Source organism: Streptomyces sp. NBC_00075, from assembly GCF_045041225.1.
GTDB classification, from domain to species: Bacteria; Actinomycetota; Actinomycetes; order Streptomycetales; family Streptomycetaceae; genus Streptomyces; species Streptomyces adonidis.
This window is the reverse complement of the sequence record NZ_CP108243.1, coordinates 2,330,398-2,346,326: the sequence shown is the minus strand read 5'-3', so window position 1 is coordinate 2,346,326 and position 15,929 is coordinate 2,330,398. Positions and strand designations below refer to the sequence as shown.

Genomic DNA, 15,929 nt, shown 5'->3' with positions numbered 1-15,929 from the left:
GCATCGCCATGCGATGCCGGGCACTGTTGTTGGGTACGGCCGATCGCGTGACGTATCACGCAGAGGTCGGGCGTTGTTCGCGAAGGCGGAACACTAGACTCGACACGCCCGGCGAAAGCTCGATCAGCTCTACTGCAAGGAGGCACGGGTGCCGCTGCTGACCCGAATCAGGGGACCGCGTGATCTTGACCGGCTCAGCCTGGAGCAGCTGGACCAGCTGGCCGAGGAGATCCGGACCTTCCTCGTCGACGCGGTCTCCAAGACCGGCGGCCACCTCGGCCCCAACCTCGGTGTCGTCGAGCTGACCATCGCGCTGCACCGGGTCTTCGACTCGCCGAAGGACAAGGTGCTGTGGGACACGGGCCACCAGTCCTACGTCCACAAGCTGCTCACCGGCCGCCAGGACTTCTCCAAGCTGAAGATGAAGGGCGGCCTCTCCGGCTACCCCTCGCAGGCCGAGTCCGAGCACGACATCATCGAGAACTCGCACGCCTCGACGGTCCTGGGCTGGGCCGACGGCCTCGCGAAGGCCAACCAGGTCCAGAAACGCGACGACCACCACGTGGTCGCTGTGATCGGTGACGGCGCGCTCACCGGCGGGATGGCCTGGGAGGCGCTGAACAACATCGCCGACGCCAAGGACCGCCCGCTGGTCATCGTCGTCAACGACAACGAGCGTTCGTACGCGCCCACCATCGGCGGCCTCGCCAACCACCTGGCCACCCTGCGCACGACGGACGGCTACGAGCGGTTCCTCGCCAAGGGCAAGGACCTGCTGGAGCGCACCCCGGTCGTCGGCAGGCCGCTGTACGAGACCCTGCACGGCGCCAAGAAGGGCCTCAAGGACTTCATCGCCCCGCAGGGCATGTTCGAGGACCTCGGACTCAAGTACGTCGGCCCCATCGACGGCCACGACATCGAGGCCCTGGAGTCCGCGCTGGCCCGGGCGAAGCGCTTCGGCGGGCCCGTCATCGTGCACTGCCTCACCGAGAAGGGCCGCGGCTACCAGCCCGCCCTCCAGGACGAGGCCGACCGCTTCCACGGCATCGGCCCCATCCACCCCGACACCGGCCTGCCGGTCAAGGCCTCCGGCGCCGACTGGACCTCAGTCTTCGGCGACGAGATGGTCGAGCTGGGCCGGGAGCGCGAGGACATCGTCGCCATCACCGCCGCCATGCTCCAGCCGGTCGGCCTGAAGAAGTTCGCGGACGCCTTCCCGGACCGCATCTACGACGTCGGCATCGCCGAGCAGCACGGCGCCGTCTCGGCGGCCGGCCTCGCCACCGGGGGAGTGCACCCCGTCTTCGCGGTGTACGCCACCTTCCTGAACCGGGCCTTCGACCAGGTCCTCATGGACGTGGCGCTGCACAAGTGCGGTGTGACGTTCGTCCTCGACCGGGCCGGCGTCACCGGTACCGACGGCGCCTCGCACAACGGCATGTGGGACATGTCGATCCTCCAGGTCGTCCCGGGCCTCAGGCTCGCCGCCCCGCGCGACGCCGACCAGGTCCGCGCCCAGCTCCGCGAGGCCGTCCAGGTCGACGACGCGCCGACCGTCGTCCGCTTCTCGAAGGGCGCCGTCGGCCCCGCCGTACCCGCCGTGGGACGCGTCGGCGGCATGGACGTCCTGCGCGAGCCGGGGACGGACACGCCCGACGTGCTCCTCGTCTCCGTGGGCGCGTTGGCCCCCATGTGCCTGGAGATCGCCGGGCTGTTGGAGCAGCAGGGAATCTCCACGACCGTCGTCGACCCGCGCTGGGTCAAGCCCGTCGACGAGGCCATGGCCCCGCTCGCCGAGCGGCACCGCGTGGTCGTCACCGTCGAGGACAACTCCCGGGTGGGCGGCGTCGGTTCGGCCGTCGCGCAGGCCCTGCGGGACGCGGGGGTCGACGTACCGCTGCGTGACTTCGGCATCCCGCCGCGCTTCCTCGACCACGCCTCGCGGGCCGAGGTCATGGCGGAGATCGGCCTGACCGCGCCGGACATCGCCCGTCAGGTCACCGGGCTGGTCTCGAAGATCGACGGACGGTTCGAGCAGTCGGAAGTCGACTCGGTGGAGCCCGCGCGCGACTGACCTGCGGAACAGGCTCAATGGGCCGCTTTCACCACCCTTTACGGTGGGGAAAGCGGCCCATTAGCGTGAATTCCCTCGCGCCGGGGCATACGCACCACGCCCCCTCTCGATCATGTCCGGGACGACACAGCGTGGGAGGTACGCCCGTGAGCAGCACCCTCTTCAGGACGAAGAAGGTCGAACAGTCCATCCTCGACACCGAAGAACCAGAGCACGCGCTCAAGAAGTCCCTGTCCGCGCTGGATCTGACGGTCTTCGGCGTCGGTGTCATCATCGGCACCGGCATCTTCGTCCTCACCGGTACGGTCGCCAAGAACAACGCGGGCCCCGCCGTCGCCCTGGCGTTCGTGGTCGCCGGCGTCGTCTGCGCGCTCGCCGCGCTCTGCTACGCCGAGTTCGCCTCCACGGTCCCGGTGGCCGGGTCCGCGTACACGTTCTCGTACGCGTCGCTCGGCGAACTGCCCGCCTGGATCATCGGCTGGGACCTGGTGCTGGAGTTCGCGCTCGGTACGGCGGTGGTCGCCGTCGGCTGGTCCGGCTACATCGACTCGCTCCTCGACAACGCGGGCTGGCATCTGCCGGAGGCGCTCAGCGGCCGGGACGGCGCCGACGGCTTCGGCTTCGACATCCTCGCCGCCGCACTGGTCCTGGTGCTGACGGCCATCCTCGTACTCGGTACGAAGCTCTCCGCGCGCGTGACCTCGGTCGTCGTCGCCATCAAGGTGACCGTCGTCCTGACCGTGATCATCGCGGGCGCCTTCTTCATCGAAAGCGGCAACTACGACCCGTTCGTCCCGAAGGCGCAGGAGGTGCCGGCGGGCGACAGCCTCCAAGCGCCGCTCATCCAGCTGATGTTCGGCTGGGCGCCCTCCAACTTCGGCGTGATGGGCATCTTCACCGCGGCCTCCGTCGTCTTCTTCGCCTTCATCGGCTTCGACGTGGTGGCCACGGCCGCGGAGGAGACCAGGAACCCGCAGCGGGACATGCCCCGGGGCATCATCGGCTCGCTCATCATCTGCACCACCCTCTACGTCCTGGTGTCGATCGTGGTGACCGGCATGCAGCACTACACCGAACTGTCGGTGACCGCGCCGCTCGCCGACGCCTTCAAGGCCACCGGACACCCGTGGTTCGCGGGCTTCATCAGCTTCGGCGCGGCGGTCGGCCTGACAACGGTCTGCATGATCCTGCTCCTCGGCCAGACCCGGGTCTTCTTCGCGATGAGCCGCGACGGCCTGCTGCCCCGCTTCTTCTCCCACGTCCACCCGCGCTTCCGGACCCCGCACCGCCCTACGATCCTGCTGGGCGTGATCATCGCGATCGTCGCCGGCTTCACCCCGCTGAGCGAACTCGCCGAACTGGTCAACATCGGCACGCTGTTCGCCTTCGTGGTCGTCGCGATCGGCGTGGTCATCCTCCGCAGGTCCCGCCCCGACCTGCACCGGGCCTTCCGCACCCCGTGGGTGCCGTTCATCCCGATCCTGTCGGTGCTCGCCTCGCTCTGGCTGATGCTGAACCTGCCCGCCGAGACCTGGCTCCGGTTCGCCCTCTGGATGGTGCTCGGCTTCGTCGTGTACTTCGCGTACGGCCGCTCCCACAGCCTCCTGGGACAGCGGGAGGAGACGAAGGCGGACGCCAACTGACCTGACGGGTCGCCGCAGTTGACCTCGGGCCCCGTCCCGTACGGCGGGCTAGTCGCTCCGTACCGTACGGGGCCCGGCGACGTCGGCACCCAACTCCGCGACCCGGCGCCGCAGTTCACGATCGGCGGTGACGACGAGGATGTCCCGCCCCTGCGCCTCGGCGACCAGTTCGACCATCCGGTCGTCCCCGCTGCCGGCCGCCGACTCGACCCGTACGCCGGGAACGGACTCGACGCCCCGGGCGGCACCCTCGACGACGAGGACGATCTCCAGAGGCCCGGTGCGCCCGGGCAGACCGCCTTCCCCATACCCGACCAGCCGGTCCCGCAGCCGCTCCGTCGCCCCGCGCCGGTCCCGCCACCAGCCGTCCGGAACCGAGCCGACGACATTCGCGGCGTCGACGATGAGGAGGAGTGGGGTGTCCATGGGGCCAGGGTCGCACGCGGCACCGAAATGGCGGGCAATGGCAGGTAAGGGCGGGTAAGGGAACGGCGAGTACCGGAATCGTCTGTACCGGATGAGGGGGGCCGGGAGGCGCGGCAAAGGTAAGAGCACACTAAAGTAGTCCAGTGCCCATTGTTCCTCCTTCCGCGACCACGGCCGTGGGGCGTCCCGAGTCGGTCAACGGCGACTGGCTGATACGAGGCCGCGACGGCCGGCTGAGCACGTACGACGCCGTGGGAGACGCGATCGTCTGCCGCGCGGAGTCCCGGCCCGGCGGGCCCTGGCTCGAACCCAGGCGCATCGGCGGCGACCAGCGCGTGCACCCCATGCTCGGCGTCGGCCAAGGCGCCGACCAGTACGCCCACTTGGCGACCTGGCGCCCCACGGTCAAGGGTGAGGCGGGCCTCGTCCACACCACCCACTTCCGCCCCGCTCTCGCCGCCCTCGACTGGACGCCCCTCGGCCACCCGAACCAGAAGGGCGACCGGACGGGCGTACCGGCGGTCGCCGTCGACGCGGAGGGCCGCGCCCATGTCTTCGTACGGAACGCGGTGGGCGGGGTCAGTATGCGGGGCCAGAAGGAGCGCGGTGGGTGGGGTCCCTGGCGCGACCTCAAGGGCGAAGGTGTGGAAGAGCAGTTGACGGCGGTCACGCGCACCTCGGGCCGCGTGGAGCTGTACGGCAACTCGCCCCACGGCATCGTGCGGTGGACGCAGGGCGGCCCCGGCTGGATCCCGGAACTCGACGAGACCCCGCTCAAGGTGACGGCCTGTCCGGGCACCCTGCGGGCACTGGTCACGTCCGACGACCACGTGACCCTCTTCTACACGGACGAGACGGACACGGTGTGCGCGTGGCGGGCGGGGAGCGAGCCGGTGGAGGTACTCCCCGGCGCGGGCCCCGGCCCGGTCTCGGTGATCCGCTGCACCCTGGACGAGGTCGACTGCACGCTGCTCGCACAGCGCTCGGCGAGCGGGCGGGTGGCGTTCGCGGCGTATCCGACGGAGCAGGAGTCGGCGGGGGCGTGGTGGACGGAGTCGGGCCCCCAACTCCCGCTGGACGCAAGGGTGTCCCTGACAGAGGACGTGGACGGCAGGGTGGTCGCGGCGACGGTGGTACCCGGGGGCGGCGACCTGAGGGTGGCACGCCGCAAGCGGGAACCGGGGCTGGCGCTGGAGGCATGGGGGGCGGTGTAGGGCCTTTTCCTCGCCCCCGCCGCCCCTACCCGTTCCCATCCTGCTGGGGGCTGCGCCCCCAGACCCCCGCTATCGGCCTGAACGGCCTCGTCCTCAAACGCCGGACGGGCTGAAATGCCTGGACCTGGGCTGAAAGATCAAGCCCCGACCGCAGCCCTCCAACCCTGACCGCAACCCTCCAGTCCCGGCCGGCACCATCCAGCCCGTCCGGCGTTTGAGGACGAGCGCGTTCAGCGCGACAAGGGGGGTCTGGGGGCGCAGCCCCCCAGGGATGGGACGGGTAGGGGCGGCGGGGGCGAAAAAACCAAGTGCCCCGCACACCACACACGGCATGCAGGGCACCCAGCGACCACCAACGGACCGTTACGCCGGGACGGAAGCCACCCCGGCCTCCAGGAACCGCTTGCCGTTCACCCGCTCGGAGACACCCTCACGGTCCAGGTAAGGCGTGATCCCACCCAGGTGGAACGGCCACCCGGCGCCCGTGATCAGGCACAGGTCGATGTCCTGAGCCTCAGCCACGACACCCTCCTCCAGCATCAGCCCGATCTCCTGGGCCACCGCGTCGAGCACCCGGTCCCGCACCTGCTCCTCGCTCAGGGCGACATCCCCCTGCTTGAGCAGCGCGGCAACCTCGGGGTCCAACTCCGGCTTCCCACTGTCGTACACGTAGAAGCCACGCTTACCCGCCTTGACGACCGCCGCCAGGTTCGGCGACACCGTGAACCGCTCCGGGAACGCCCGGTTCAGCGTCTCCGACACGTGCAGGCCGATAGCCGGACCCACCAGCTCCAGCAGCACCAGCGGAGACATCGGCAGCCCCAGCGGCTCCACCGCCTTCTCCGCCACCTCGACCGACGTACCCTCGTCGATCACGTTCTGGATCTCACCCATGAAGCGGGTGAGGATACGGTTCACGACGAACGCCGGAGCGTCCTTCACCAGAACAGCGGTCTTCTTCAGCTTCTTGGCGACACCGAACGCCGTGGCCAGCGAGGCGTCGTCCGTCTGCTCGCCGCGCACGATCTCGAGGAGCGGCAGGATCGCGACCGGGTTGAAGAAGTGGAAGCCGACGACCCGCTCGGGGTTCTTCAGCTTCGACGCCATCTCGGAGACGGACAAGGACGAGGTGTTGGTGGCCAGGATCGCGTGCGCCGGGGCGACCGCCTCGACCTCCGCGAACACCTGCTGCTTGACGCCGATCTCCTCGAACACGGCCTCGATGATGAAGTCCGCGTCGGAGAAGCCCTCCGCCTTGTCCAGGACACCGGTGACCAGCGCCTTCAGGCGGTTGGCCTTGTCCTGGTTGATACGGCCCTTGCCGAGCAGCTTCTCGATCTCGGCGTGGACGTAGCCCACACCCTTGTCGACACGCTCCTGGTCGATGTCGGTCAGCACGACCGGCACCTCAAGACGGCGCAGGAACAGCAGCGCCAGCTGCGAGGCCATCAGACCCGCGCCGACCACACCCACCTTCGTCACCGGACGCGCCAGCGACTTGTCCGGCGCACCCGCCGGCCGCTTGCCGCGCTTCTGCACGAGGTTGAACGCGTAGATGCCGGACCGCAGTTCGCCGCCCATGATCAGGTCGGCGAGGGCCACGTCCTCGGCGTCGTACCCCTGCTGGAGGTCGCCGTTCTTGGCCGCGGCGATGATGTCGAGCGCGCGGTACGCGGCCGGAGCCGCCCCGTGCACCTTGCTGTCCGCGATGAACCGGCCCTTGGCGACCGCCTGGTCCCAGGCCTCGCCGCGGTCGATCGCCGGACGCTCGACCGTGATGTCGCCCTTGAGGACGGAAGCCGTCCAGAGCAGCGACTGCTCCAGGAAGTCCGCGCCCTCGAACAGCGCGTCGGCGATGCCCAGGTCGAGCACCTGCTGGCCCTTGAGCTGCTTGTTCTGGTTGAGCGAGTTCTCGATGATCACGCTCACCGCACGCTCGGCGCCGATGAGGTTCGGCAGGATCGTGCAGCCGCCCCAGCCGGGGACCAGGCCGAGGAAGACCTCGGGGAGGGAGAAGGCCGCGATGGCCTTCGACACCGTGCGGTACTCGCAGTGCAGACCGACCTCGACGCCACCGCCCATGGCGGCACCGTTGTAGTAGGCGAAGGTCGGGACGGCGATCGCGGACAGCCGCTTGAAGACCTCGTGGCCGCCCTTGCCGATGGCGAGCGCGTCGTCGTGGTTCTTCAGCAGCTCGACACCCTTGAGGTCGGCGCCGACCGCGAAGATGAACGGCTTGCCGGTGATGCCGACACCGACGATCTCGCCGGCCGACGCCTCCTTCTCGACCTGGTCGATCGCGGCGCTCAGGTTCGCCAGCGAGGCCGGACCGAAGGTGGTCGGCTTGGTGTGGTCGAAGCCGTTGTCCAGGGTGATCAACGCGAAACGGCCCGCGCCGAACGGCAGATCGAGGTGGCGTACGTGCGCGGACGTCACGACCTCGTCGGGGAACAGCTCGGCCGCACCCTTCAAGAGCTCAGTGGTGGTGCTCACTTGTCGCCTCCGGCGTCCTTGTGGTGCGGGTTCTCCCAGATGACGGTCGCGCCCATGCCGAAGCCGACGCACATGGTGGTGAGGCCGTAACGGACCTCCGGCTGCTCCTCGAACTGACGGGCCAGCTGCGTCATCAGACGCACACCCGACGAGGCCAGCGGGTGGCCGAACGCGATGGCACCGCCGTACTGGTTGACGCGCGCGTCGTCGTCCGCGATGCCGTAGTGGTCGAGGAAGGCCAGCACCTGGACGGCGAACGCCTCGTTGACCTCGAACAGACCGATGTCACCGATGCCGAGGCCCGCCTTGGCGAGGGCCTTCTCGGTCGCCGGGATCGGCCCGTAGCCCATGACCTCGGGCTCGACGCCGGCGAAGGCGTACGAGACGAGACGCATCTTGACGGGCAGGTTGTTCTCGCGCGCGAAGTCCTCGGACGCGATGAGCGACGCGGTCGCACCGTCGTTCAGACCGGCCGCGTTGCCCGCGGTGACCCGCCCGTGCACCCGGAACGGCGTCTTCAGCCCGCTCAGGTTCTCCAGGGTGGTCCCCGGCCGCATCGGCTCGTCGGCGGTGACGAGACCCCAACCGGTCTCACCCACCTGGTCGTTGGTGTTCCGCACGGAGATCGGCACCAGGTCCTGCTGGATCTTGCCGTTGGCGTACGCCTTCGCGGCCTTCTCCTGCGAGCGCACGGCGTACTCGTCGGCGCGCAGCTTGGTGATGTGCGGGTAGCGGTCGTGCAGGTTCTCGGCGGTCATGCCCATGAACAGGGCCGACTCGTCGACGAGCTTCTCGCTCACGAACCGCGGGTTCGGGTCGACGCCCTCGCCCATGGGGTGACGGCCCATGTGCTCGACACCACCGGCGATGGCGATGTCGTACGCCCCGAAGGCGACGGAACCGGCGACCGAGGTGACGGCCGTCAGCGCGCCCGCGCACATCCGGTCGATGGAGTAACCGGGAACCGACTGCGGCAGCCCGGCGAGAATGCCGGCGGTCCGCCCCAGGGTCAGCCCCTGGTCACCGATCTGCGTGGTCGCGGCGATGGCGACCTCGTCGATCGCCTTGGGGTCGAGACCCGGGTTGCGGCGCAGCAGCTCCCGGATCGCCTTCACGACGAGGTCGTCCGCGCGGGTCTCGTGGTAGATGCCCTTCGGGCCCGCCTTGCCGAACGGGGTGCGGACGCCGTCGACGAAGACGACGTCCCTGACGGTACGAGGCACGATGGCTCTCCTCCAGAGGTGCGGGACGGCACTGCTGCATAAGCATCCGCTGAGCGGGCGCTCAGCCCCATGCTACTTGTGAGTAACAGCCCTGCACACCCCTGGGCGGCCGAGCGGTGAACGTCACATGGGGCAACATGTTACCGCCGGTTACAGAGGCTGACCTCAGGGGCGCGGGGAACTGCGCGACCAGCCACAAGCGACCCGCGCCCGCACGAACAACAGAAGCCCCCTACCCCTTGGGCGGAGCAGTGGACCCCCGAGGGGTAAGCACGGGTGTAGCCACAGGATGAGACCCGTCACCACCCCCACCGATCACCCCGAACAAGGTCCGAGCGACATCCGCCCCAAACCCGTGCACATCATGACTCATCGCCGACAACGTAGGTCGAGTCAACCGGCACAACTGTGAGTCGTCCCAGGCCAGCAACGACACGTCCCCCGGCACGCTCAGTCCCATCTCCGCCGCCACGGAGAGCCCCGCCACCGCCATGATGTCGTTGTCGTACAGAATCGCCGTAGGCCGGTCCACCGCCGAGACGGACAGCAGCGACCGAGTCGCCCGAGCCCCTTCGTCCCCGGAGAAATCGGTCGCCACCTGAGACACCCCAGTCAGACCGAGCCCTCGCGCGGCCTCGTCAAACGCGGCCGTACGAATGTTCGAATGCCCTAATGCTGCCGCACCCCCCACCCGCGCGACCCGCCGATGCCCGAGCGCCGCGAGATACCGCACCGCCTCCGTCACGGCCGTCGCGTCGTCGGTCCACACCGACGTGAGCCCGCGGGCGAGCGACGGATGCCCGACCGCGACCGCGGGCATCCCGAGCCGTTCGACGGCCGGGACGCGGGGATCGTCGGCCCGCAGGTCGACCAGGATCGCTCCGCCGATGATCCGCCCCTTCCACCAGGACTCCTGGAGCCCGACCTCCTCCTCAAGACTCCGGACGAGCCTGAGCAGCAGCGAGCACGAGTGCTCGGTCAGCACGCTCTCCACGCCCGAGATGAAGTCCATGTAGAACGGTTCGAGCCCGAGCAGCCGGGCCGGCCGGCAGATCGCCAGCCCCACCACGTCGACCCGCGCCCCGGCCAGCGACCGCGCGGTGAGGTTCGGCTCCCAGCCCAGTTCACGAGCAGCCGTGAAGATCCGGTCCCGGGTCGCCTCGGCGAGCCCCGGCTTGTGGTTGAAGGCGAGGGACACGGCCCCCTTGGAGACACCGGCGCGCGCGGCGACGTCCTTGATGGTGACGCGGGGTGTCGGCGATGCCGTCATCGTGCTGGCTCCACGCAGTACAGGGCCGATCGGGCGGTCTCGGCATCCGGAGTCTCCCAGCCGCGCACCCCGATGGTCACCTGTTCCCCGGGCAACAGGGTCACCAGCCCACGATCGGCCCGCGCCCCCGGGTCCAGCCGATCGGCCTGCAACAGCAGATCCCGTACGAGGGTACGGGCCGTCACCGTGACAGCCCCCGGAGCGACACTCACGTCGAACTCGGGCCGGGAGTAAGGGATTTCACGGTCAGGCACGGGGAAGTGCAGCGCCCGCAGCCCGTCCGAGTCGGCGACCAGGAACTCCCCGACTCCTACGGGCACAAGCCCTTCCGGCACCGGCACCTCGGCGACCGCCCGCCCCTCCGCCACGAACCCGACCCGCACCACCGACCCGCCACCCCCCGTACCCCCGTCCACGGACATCCGCCGCAGCTCCGCGGTCCCCTTCCACCGTTCCGCCGCCTGATTGACGACCGCCAACACCAGCCCGGATCCCCGCACTTGAAGCGTGAGCAACCGGTCCGCGTACAGCCGCCGCAGCTCGTGATAGAGCGGCTTCTCGCGCCCGTCCCCGTCGATCGCCGCCCACGACGTCACCGGCCAGCAGTCGTTGAGCTGCCACACGATCGTCCCCGCGCACACCGGCCAGTGCGAACGCCAGTGCTCGATCCCGGCGGCGACGGCACGGGCCTGATTGACCTGGGTGAGGTAGTGCCACCGGTCGAAGTCCCCGTCAGGCAAAGGGAAATGGCGCCCGAGCCCGCGCTCCAGCTTCCCGTTCCCGTCGTCGGCCTTCTGGTGGTGCAGCATGCCGGGGGAGTCGGAAGCGAGCGTCTCACCGGGCAGCGCGCGCCGCAGCGTGGCGTACGCCGCCGGTGCCTGCCACCCGAACTCGGCCACGAAACGCGGGACTTGGAGCCGGTAGTCGGCGTAGTCCGCCCGGTTCCACACCTCCCACGAGTGGTGCGTACCGTACGCCGGATCGTTCGGATGCCGCTCCCAGGACCCGGACCAGGGACTGCCCGCCGTATAGGGCCGCGTAGGGTCCAACTCGGCCACCACACGCGGCAGTACGCCCAGGTAGTACCCCTCACCCCACGACTCCCCGGCGAGCCGCTGCTCCCACCCCCAGTCCCTGAAGCCCCACAGGTTCTCGTTGTTGCCGTTCCACAGCACGAGCGAGGGATGCGGCATCAGCCGTACGACGTTCTCCCGCGCCTCCGCCTCGACCTCGCCGCGCAGTGGCTGCTCCTCGGGATAGGCGGCGCACGCGAACGGGAAGTCCTGCCAGACCAGCAGCCCCAACTCGTCGCAGGCGTCGTAGAAGTCCTCGCTCTCGTAGATCCCGCCGCCCCACACGCGTACGAGGTCCACGCCGACGTCGGCGGCCTGTGCGAGCCGCTGCCGGTACCGTTCGCGGGTGATCCGGGACGGGAACACGTCGTCCGGGATCCAGTTGACGCCCCTCGCGAACAGCCGCTCCCCGTTGACGACCAGCGTGAACCCGGCCCCGTGGGCGTCGGCGGACGTGTCGAGCCCGACGGTACGGAACCCGACCCGCCGACGCCAGCCGTCCAGCGGGACATCGCCATGGCGAAGCGTCAATTCGACCTCGTACAACGGCTGTTCTCCGTACCCGCGCGGCCACCACAACTCCACGTCCGGCACGTCCAGCCGTACGACACCACTGGTCCCGTCGACCGTGCCCCGCACCCGGAACTCGCTGCTCCCACGGCTTGCCCTGGCCTCCAGCGTGAGCCCGGCCTCGACCCGGGTGCGCTCGACGTCGACCGCCAACCTCACCTGACCCACGCCGTGTTCATCGACCGTCACCTCGGGGCGCACCCGCGCGATCCGGGCCGTCGACCAGTGCTCAAGCCGCACCGGTCGCCAGATCCCGGCCGTGACGAGGGTCGGTCCCCAGTCCCAGCCGAAGGAGCAGGCCATCTTCCGGATGTACTGGTAGGGCTCGGCATAGGCGCCGGGCCGCTCGCCCAGCCGCTCCCGCACGGCCTCCGCCTCGGTGTAGGCGGACGCGAACCGTACGGACAGCCGCCCTGTCGTCCCGGTCACGTCGAAGCGGTACGAGCGGTGCATGTTCCTTACCTGGCCCAGGAGTTGACCGTCGAGCCGGATCTCGGCGGCGGTGTCGAGCCCGTCGAAGACGAGGTCGGTCTGCTCATGAACCGAGTCATGGACCGAGGAGGCGTCGAGGTCCGTCTCGTATGTCCACTCCCGCCGCCCCACCCACGCGACCTCGGTCTCGTTCCGGCCGATGAAGGGGTCCGGGATCACGCCCGCCGCCAGCAGGTCGGTGTGCACGCACCCGGGGACGGCGGCGGCCAGTTCGCCCCCCTCGTGCCGCACGGTCCAGCCCTCGGTGAGCGGTGTGGCCTCCAGCATGCGCGCTCCTAAACCGTTCTACTCCCGCGTGGGTCAAGCGCGGGAAGAGTGGTGTCAGCGTTGGCGAAATAGGGACTTTACCGGTTCAGTAAGTGCTGTCAGAGTGCCGAATCAGCCATCCCGTTAGTGCTCGTCCGTCCCGAACGGAGCTGATGCACATGAACCGCCGCACGATTCCCGCACTCCTCACCGCCGGCCTGCTGCTCTCCGCGTGCACCGGAACCGGAGGAACCTCAAAGGGCGCCGACGCCAAGGCGCCTGATGATCCGTCAAAGGTGAGCGGAACCATCAAGGTCCTCACCGTGCGGACCGACCTCGTGCAGGACGGCACGCTGAAGAAATACGCCGACGCGTTCCGCAGGACGTATCCGAACGTGAAGGTCGAGTTCGAGGGACTCACCAACTACGAGGCCGAAGTCAAGATCCGTATGAACACGGAGAACTACGGCGATGTCCTGCTGATCCCGGCGGTGATCAAGAAGAGCGACTACCCGAAGTTCTTCGCGTCCCTCGGCACCCAGACCGAACGCGCCAAGAAGTACCGCTTCACCGACTTCACCACGGTCGACGGCAAGGTCTACGGCCAGAGCCCGGTCGGCGTGACCCCAGGCTTCCTCTACAACAAGAGGATCTGGCAGGAGGCCGGCATCACCGACTGGCCCACCACACCCGCCGAGTTCATCACCGCCCTGAAGGCGATCAAGTCCAAGACGGACGCGGACCCGTACTACACCAACTTCGCCGCCCAGTGGCCGCTCACGTCCTGGACGTACGTCAACGGCTCGGTGGGCTGCGACACCGGGGCGACGACCGAACTGGTCGAGAGCGATCCCTGGGCCAAGGGCGCCGACCTGCGCGTCGGCGACACCCTCCTCTACGACATCGTGCACGACGGGCTCGCCGAGAAGGACCCGACGACCACCAACTGGGAGGCGTCCAAACCCCGGTTGGCGAAGGGCGAGATCGCCACGCAGTGGCTCGGCACCTGGGCGATCGTCCAGTTCCAGGACGCGGCGAAGAAGGCCGGCGTCGACCCCGCCGACATCGGATTCATGCCCTTCCCGGCCCAAGTGGGCGGCAAGTTCTGTGCAGTTGTCGGCCCCGACTACAACCAGGCCGTCAACGTCCACAGCGAGCACAAGGAGGCGGCCCGCGCCTGGATCGACTGGTTCACCGACAAGTCGGGTTACGCGGACGACAACTTGGCCATCTCCCCGCTCAAGGACGCCCCGTTGCCCACCGTGCTCCAGCCGTACGAGGAAGCCGGGGTGAAGTTCATCGAGGTCGACGACACCGACGGGGCCCAACTCAAGCTCGTCGACACCGAGTCGGAGGTCGGCATCTACGCCCCCGACTACCGCCAGGACCTCGTCGACCTGGCCCGTGGCGCCCGCAAGGGCAGCCTCGACGACTTCCTCGGGGACCTCGGCAAGCGCTGGGCCGAGGCACAGCGCTCAGTGGGGACGCGGTGACACGCCTGCGGCGAGGCGTAACTCCCTGGCTGTTCCTGATGGCCCCGCTCGCACTGCTGCTGACCTTCACCTACGCACCGATCGCCAACATGGTCGCGTACAGCTTCACCGACTGGGACGGCGTCAGCCCCGAACTGCACTACACGGGCGCCGGGAACTACACCGAACTCCTCACCCGCCCCGAGCTGTTCGAGGTGTTCTTCGTCAGCGGCTACTACCTGGCCGCCTCCGCGCTCCAGATCGTCGCCGCGCTCTACTTCGCGACGATCCTGAGCTTCGACATCCGGTTCCGGAACTTCTTCAAGGGCGTGCTGTTCTTCCCGTATCTGATCAACGGGGTCGCGATCGGCTTCGTGTTCCTCTACTTCTTCCAGGACGGCGGCACCCTCGACTCGGTGCTGGGCCTGTTCGGCGTCCACACGGACCACGCCTGGCTGGGCACCCCGACGTCGGCGAACATCTCGCTCGCCGGGGTCTCGGTCTGGCGCTACATGGGCCTGAACTTCGTGCTGTTCCTGGGCGCGATCCAGTCCATCCCGGGGGAGCTGTACGAGGCCGCCGAACTCGACGGTGCGAACCGCTGGCACCAGTTCCGGTACATCATCGCGCCCGGCATCAAGCCCGTACTGAGCCTGAGCGTGATCCTGTCGATCTCGGGCTCCCTCTCGGTCTTCGAGATCCCGTACATCATGACCGGCGGCGCGACCGGCACCGAGACCTTCGTGATCCAGACGGTAAAGCTGGCGTTCCAGTTCAACAAGACGGGGCTCGCCTCGGCGGCGGCCGTCGTACTCCTGCTGATCGTGCTCGCCGTGACCTGGGTACAGCGGCGGCTCGTCCCGGACGACAGGGTGGATCTCGTATGACGCGCCGAGCGATCGCCCGTACGTTCGTGTACCTGTCCCTGGTCCTCGCGGCGGTGGTCGTCCTGCTGCCGCTGGGCGTGATCGTCCTGACCTCGCTCAAGTCCGAGCAGGAGATGGCGGACGACAGCGGAGCGCTCTCCCTCCCCGGCGACCTCCTGAACCTCCACAACTACGTGACGGCGTTCCAGGACGGCGAGATGCTGTCCGCGTTCGCCAACACGGCCCTCATCCTCCTCTTCACCGTCACGGGAACCGTCCTCATCGGCTCGATGACGGCGTACGCGATCGACCGCTTCACCTTCCGCTTCCGGAAGCTGGTGATCGGCCTGTTCCTGGTGGCGACCCTGGTCCCCGGCGTCACGACCCAGGTGGCGACGTTCCAGATCGTCAACAGCTTCGGCATGTTCGACACCCTCTGGGCACCGATCGCCCTCTACATGGGCACCGACATCGTGTCGATCTACATCTTCCTTCAGTTCGTCCGCTCGATCCCGATCTCCCTGGACGAGTCGGCACGTCTCGACGGAGCCAACGCCTTCACGATCTACCGCAAGATCATCTTCCCGCTCCTGAAGCCGGCGATCGCGACGGTGGTGATAGTGAAGGGGATCACCGTCTACAACGACTTCTACATCCCCTTCCTCTACATGCCGTCCGAGGATCTTGGCGTGATTTCGACGTCCCTTTTCCGCTTCAAGGGCCCCTTCGCGGCCCACTGGGAGACGATCTCGGCAGGCGCGGTCCTGGTCATCCTGCCCACACTGGTCGCTTTCCTGTCGTTGCAGAGGTTCATCTACAACGGCTTCATGAGAGGAGCGACGAGGTGAGCTTTTAGGGGCGCGGGGA

11 protein-coding genes are annotated in these 15,929 nt (G+C 68.6%); 6 read left to right on the top strand and 5 right to left on the bottom strand.

Going from position 1 to position 15,929, the window contains the following annotated elements:
- The first annotated feature begins 148 nt into the window (after nucleotides 1-148).
- The gene (gene dxs / locus OG787_RS10010; protein WP_405534961.1) at nucleotides 149-2,074 is read left to right on the top strand and encodes a 1-deoxy-D-xylulose-5-phosphate synthase; all 1,926 of its coding nucleotides are present in this window, start codon (nucleotides 149-151) and stop codon (nucleotides 2,072-2,074) included.
- Between the two features lie 146 nt (nucleotides 2,075-2,220).
- Complete coding sequence (locus OG787_RS10005; protein ID WP_369029503.1) at nucleotides 2,221-3,717, top strand: amino acid permease; 1,497 nt, start codon at nucleotides 2,221-2,223, stop codon at nucleotides 3,715-3,717.
- 48 nt (nucleotides 3,718-3,765) lie between these two features.
- Here the strand turns inward: OG787_RS10005 and OG787_RS10000 are convergent, their stop codons facing one another.
- Entirely contained in the window at nucleotides 3,766-4,143 is a 378-nt protein-coding gene (locus tag OG787_RS10000; protein ID WP_405534959.1) for an NTP pyrophosphohydrolase, read from the bottom strand.
- 143 nt (nucleotides 4,144-4,286) lie between these two features.
- Here OG787_RS10000 and OG787_RS09995 point away from each other — a divergent pair, with 143 nt between their 5' ends.
- Nucleotides 4,287-5,357, top strand: coding sequence for a hypothetical protein (locus OG787_RS09995; RefSeq protein WP_405534958.1), 1,071 nt, complete (start codon nucleotides 4,287-4,289; stop codon nucleotides 5,355-5,357).
- A 363-nt stretch (nucleotides 5,358-5,720) separates the two neighbouring features.
- Here the strand turns inward: OG787_RS09995 and OG787_RS09990 are convergent, their stop codons facing one another.
- The 4 genes from OG787_RS09990 to OG787_RS09975 all read right to left on the bottom strand — a co-directional run bounded on the left by OG787_RS09990 (nucleotide 5,721) and on the right by OG787_RS09975 (nucleotide 12,745).
- Complete coding sequence (locus OG787_RS09990) at nucleotides 5,721-7,850, bottom strand: 3-hydroxyacyl-CoA dehydrogenase NAD-binding domain-containing protein (RefSeq protein WP_369029506.1); 2,130 nt, start codon at nucleotides 7,848-7,850, stop codon at nucleotides 5,721-5,723.
- On the bottom strand, nucleotides 7,847-9,073 hold the full coding sequence (locus OG787_RS09985) for an acetyl-CoA C-acyltransferase (RefSeq protein ID WP_235474261.1): 1,227 nt from the start codon (nucleotides 9,071-9,073) through the stop codon (nucleotides 7,847-7,849). Before OG787_RS09985 ends, OG787_RS09990 begins: the two co-directional genes overlap by 4 nt.
- Before the next feature lie 232 nt (nucleotides 9,074-9,305).
- Nucleotides 9,306-10,343 (bottom strand): LacI family DNA-binding transcriptional regulator, encoded by a 1,038-nt coding sequence (locus OG787_RS09980; protein ID WP_405534956.1) that lies wholly within the window; start codon nucleotides 10,341-10,343, stop codon nucleotides 9,306-9,308.
- Nucleotides 10,340-12,745 (bottom strand): glycoside hydrolase family 2 protein, encoded by a 2,406-nt coding sequence (locus tag OG787_RS09975; RefSeq protein WP_405534955.1) that lies wholly within the window; start codon nucleotides 12,743-12,745, stop codon nucleotides 10,340-10,342. Before OG787_RS09975 ends, OG787_RS09980 begins: the two co-directional genes overlap by 4 nt.
- Nucleotides 12,746-12,903: 158 nt before the next feature.
- Here OG787_RS09975 and OG787_RS09970 point away from each other — a divergent pair, with 158 nt between their 5' ends.
- Genes OG787_RS09970 through OG787_RS09960 form a run of 3 tightly spaced genes read left to right on the top strand, consistent with a single transcriptional unit; the run spans nucleotide 12,904 to nucleotide 15,910 of the window.
- Nucleotides 12,904-14,217 carry an extracellular solute-binding protein gene (locus OG787_RS09970; RefSeq protein WP_405534954.1) on the top strand — a complete coding sequence of 438 codons (1,314 nt, stop codon included), beginning with the start codon at nucleotides 12,904-12,906 and terminating at the stop codon, nucleotides 14,215-14,217.
- Entirely contained in the window at nucleotides 14,181-15,083 is a 903-nt protein-coding gene (locus tag OG787_RS09965) for a carbohydrate ABC transporter permease (RefSeq protein WP_369029565.1), read from the top strand. The genes OG787_RS09970 and OG787_RS09965 overlap by 37 nt, the downstream gene beginning before the upstream one ends.
- Nucleotides 15,080-15,910: a carbohydrate ABC transporter permease gene (locus tag OG787_RS09960; RefSeq protein WP_405534952.1), complete on the top strand. Its 831-nt coding sequence runs from the start codon at nucleotides 15,080-15,082 to the stop codon at nucleotides 15,908-15,910. Before OG787_RS09965 ends, OG787_RS09960 begins: the two co-directional genes overlap by 4 nt.
- Nucleotides 15,911-15,929: the final 19 nt, after the last annotated feature.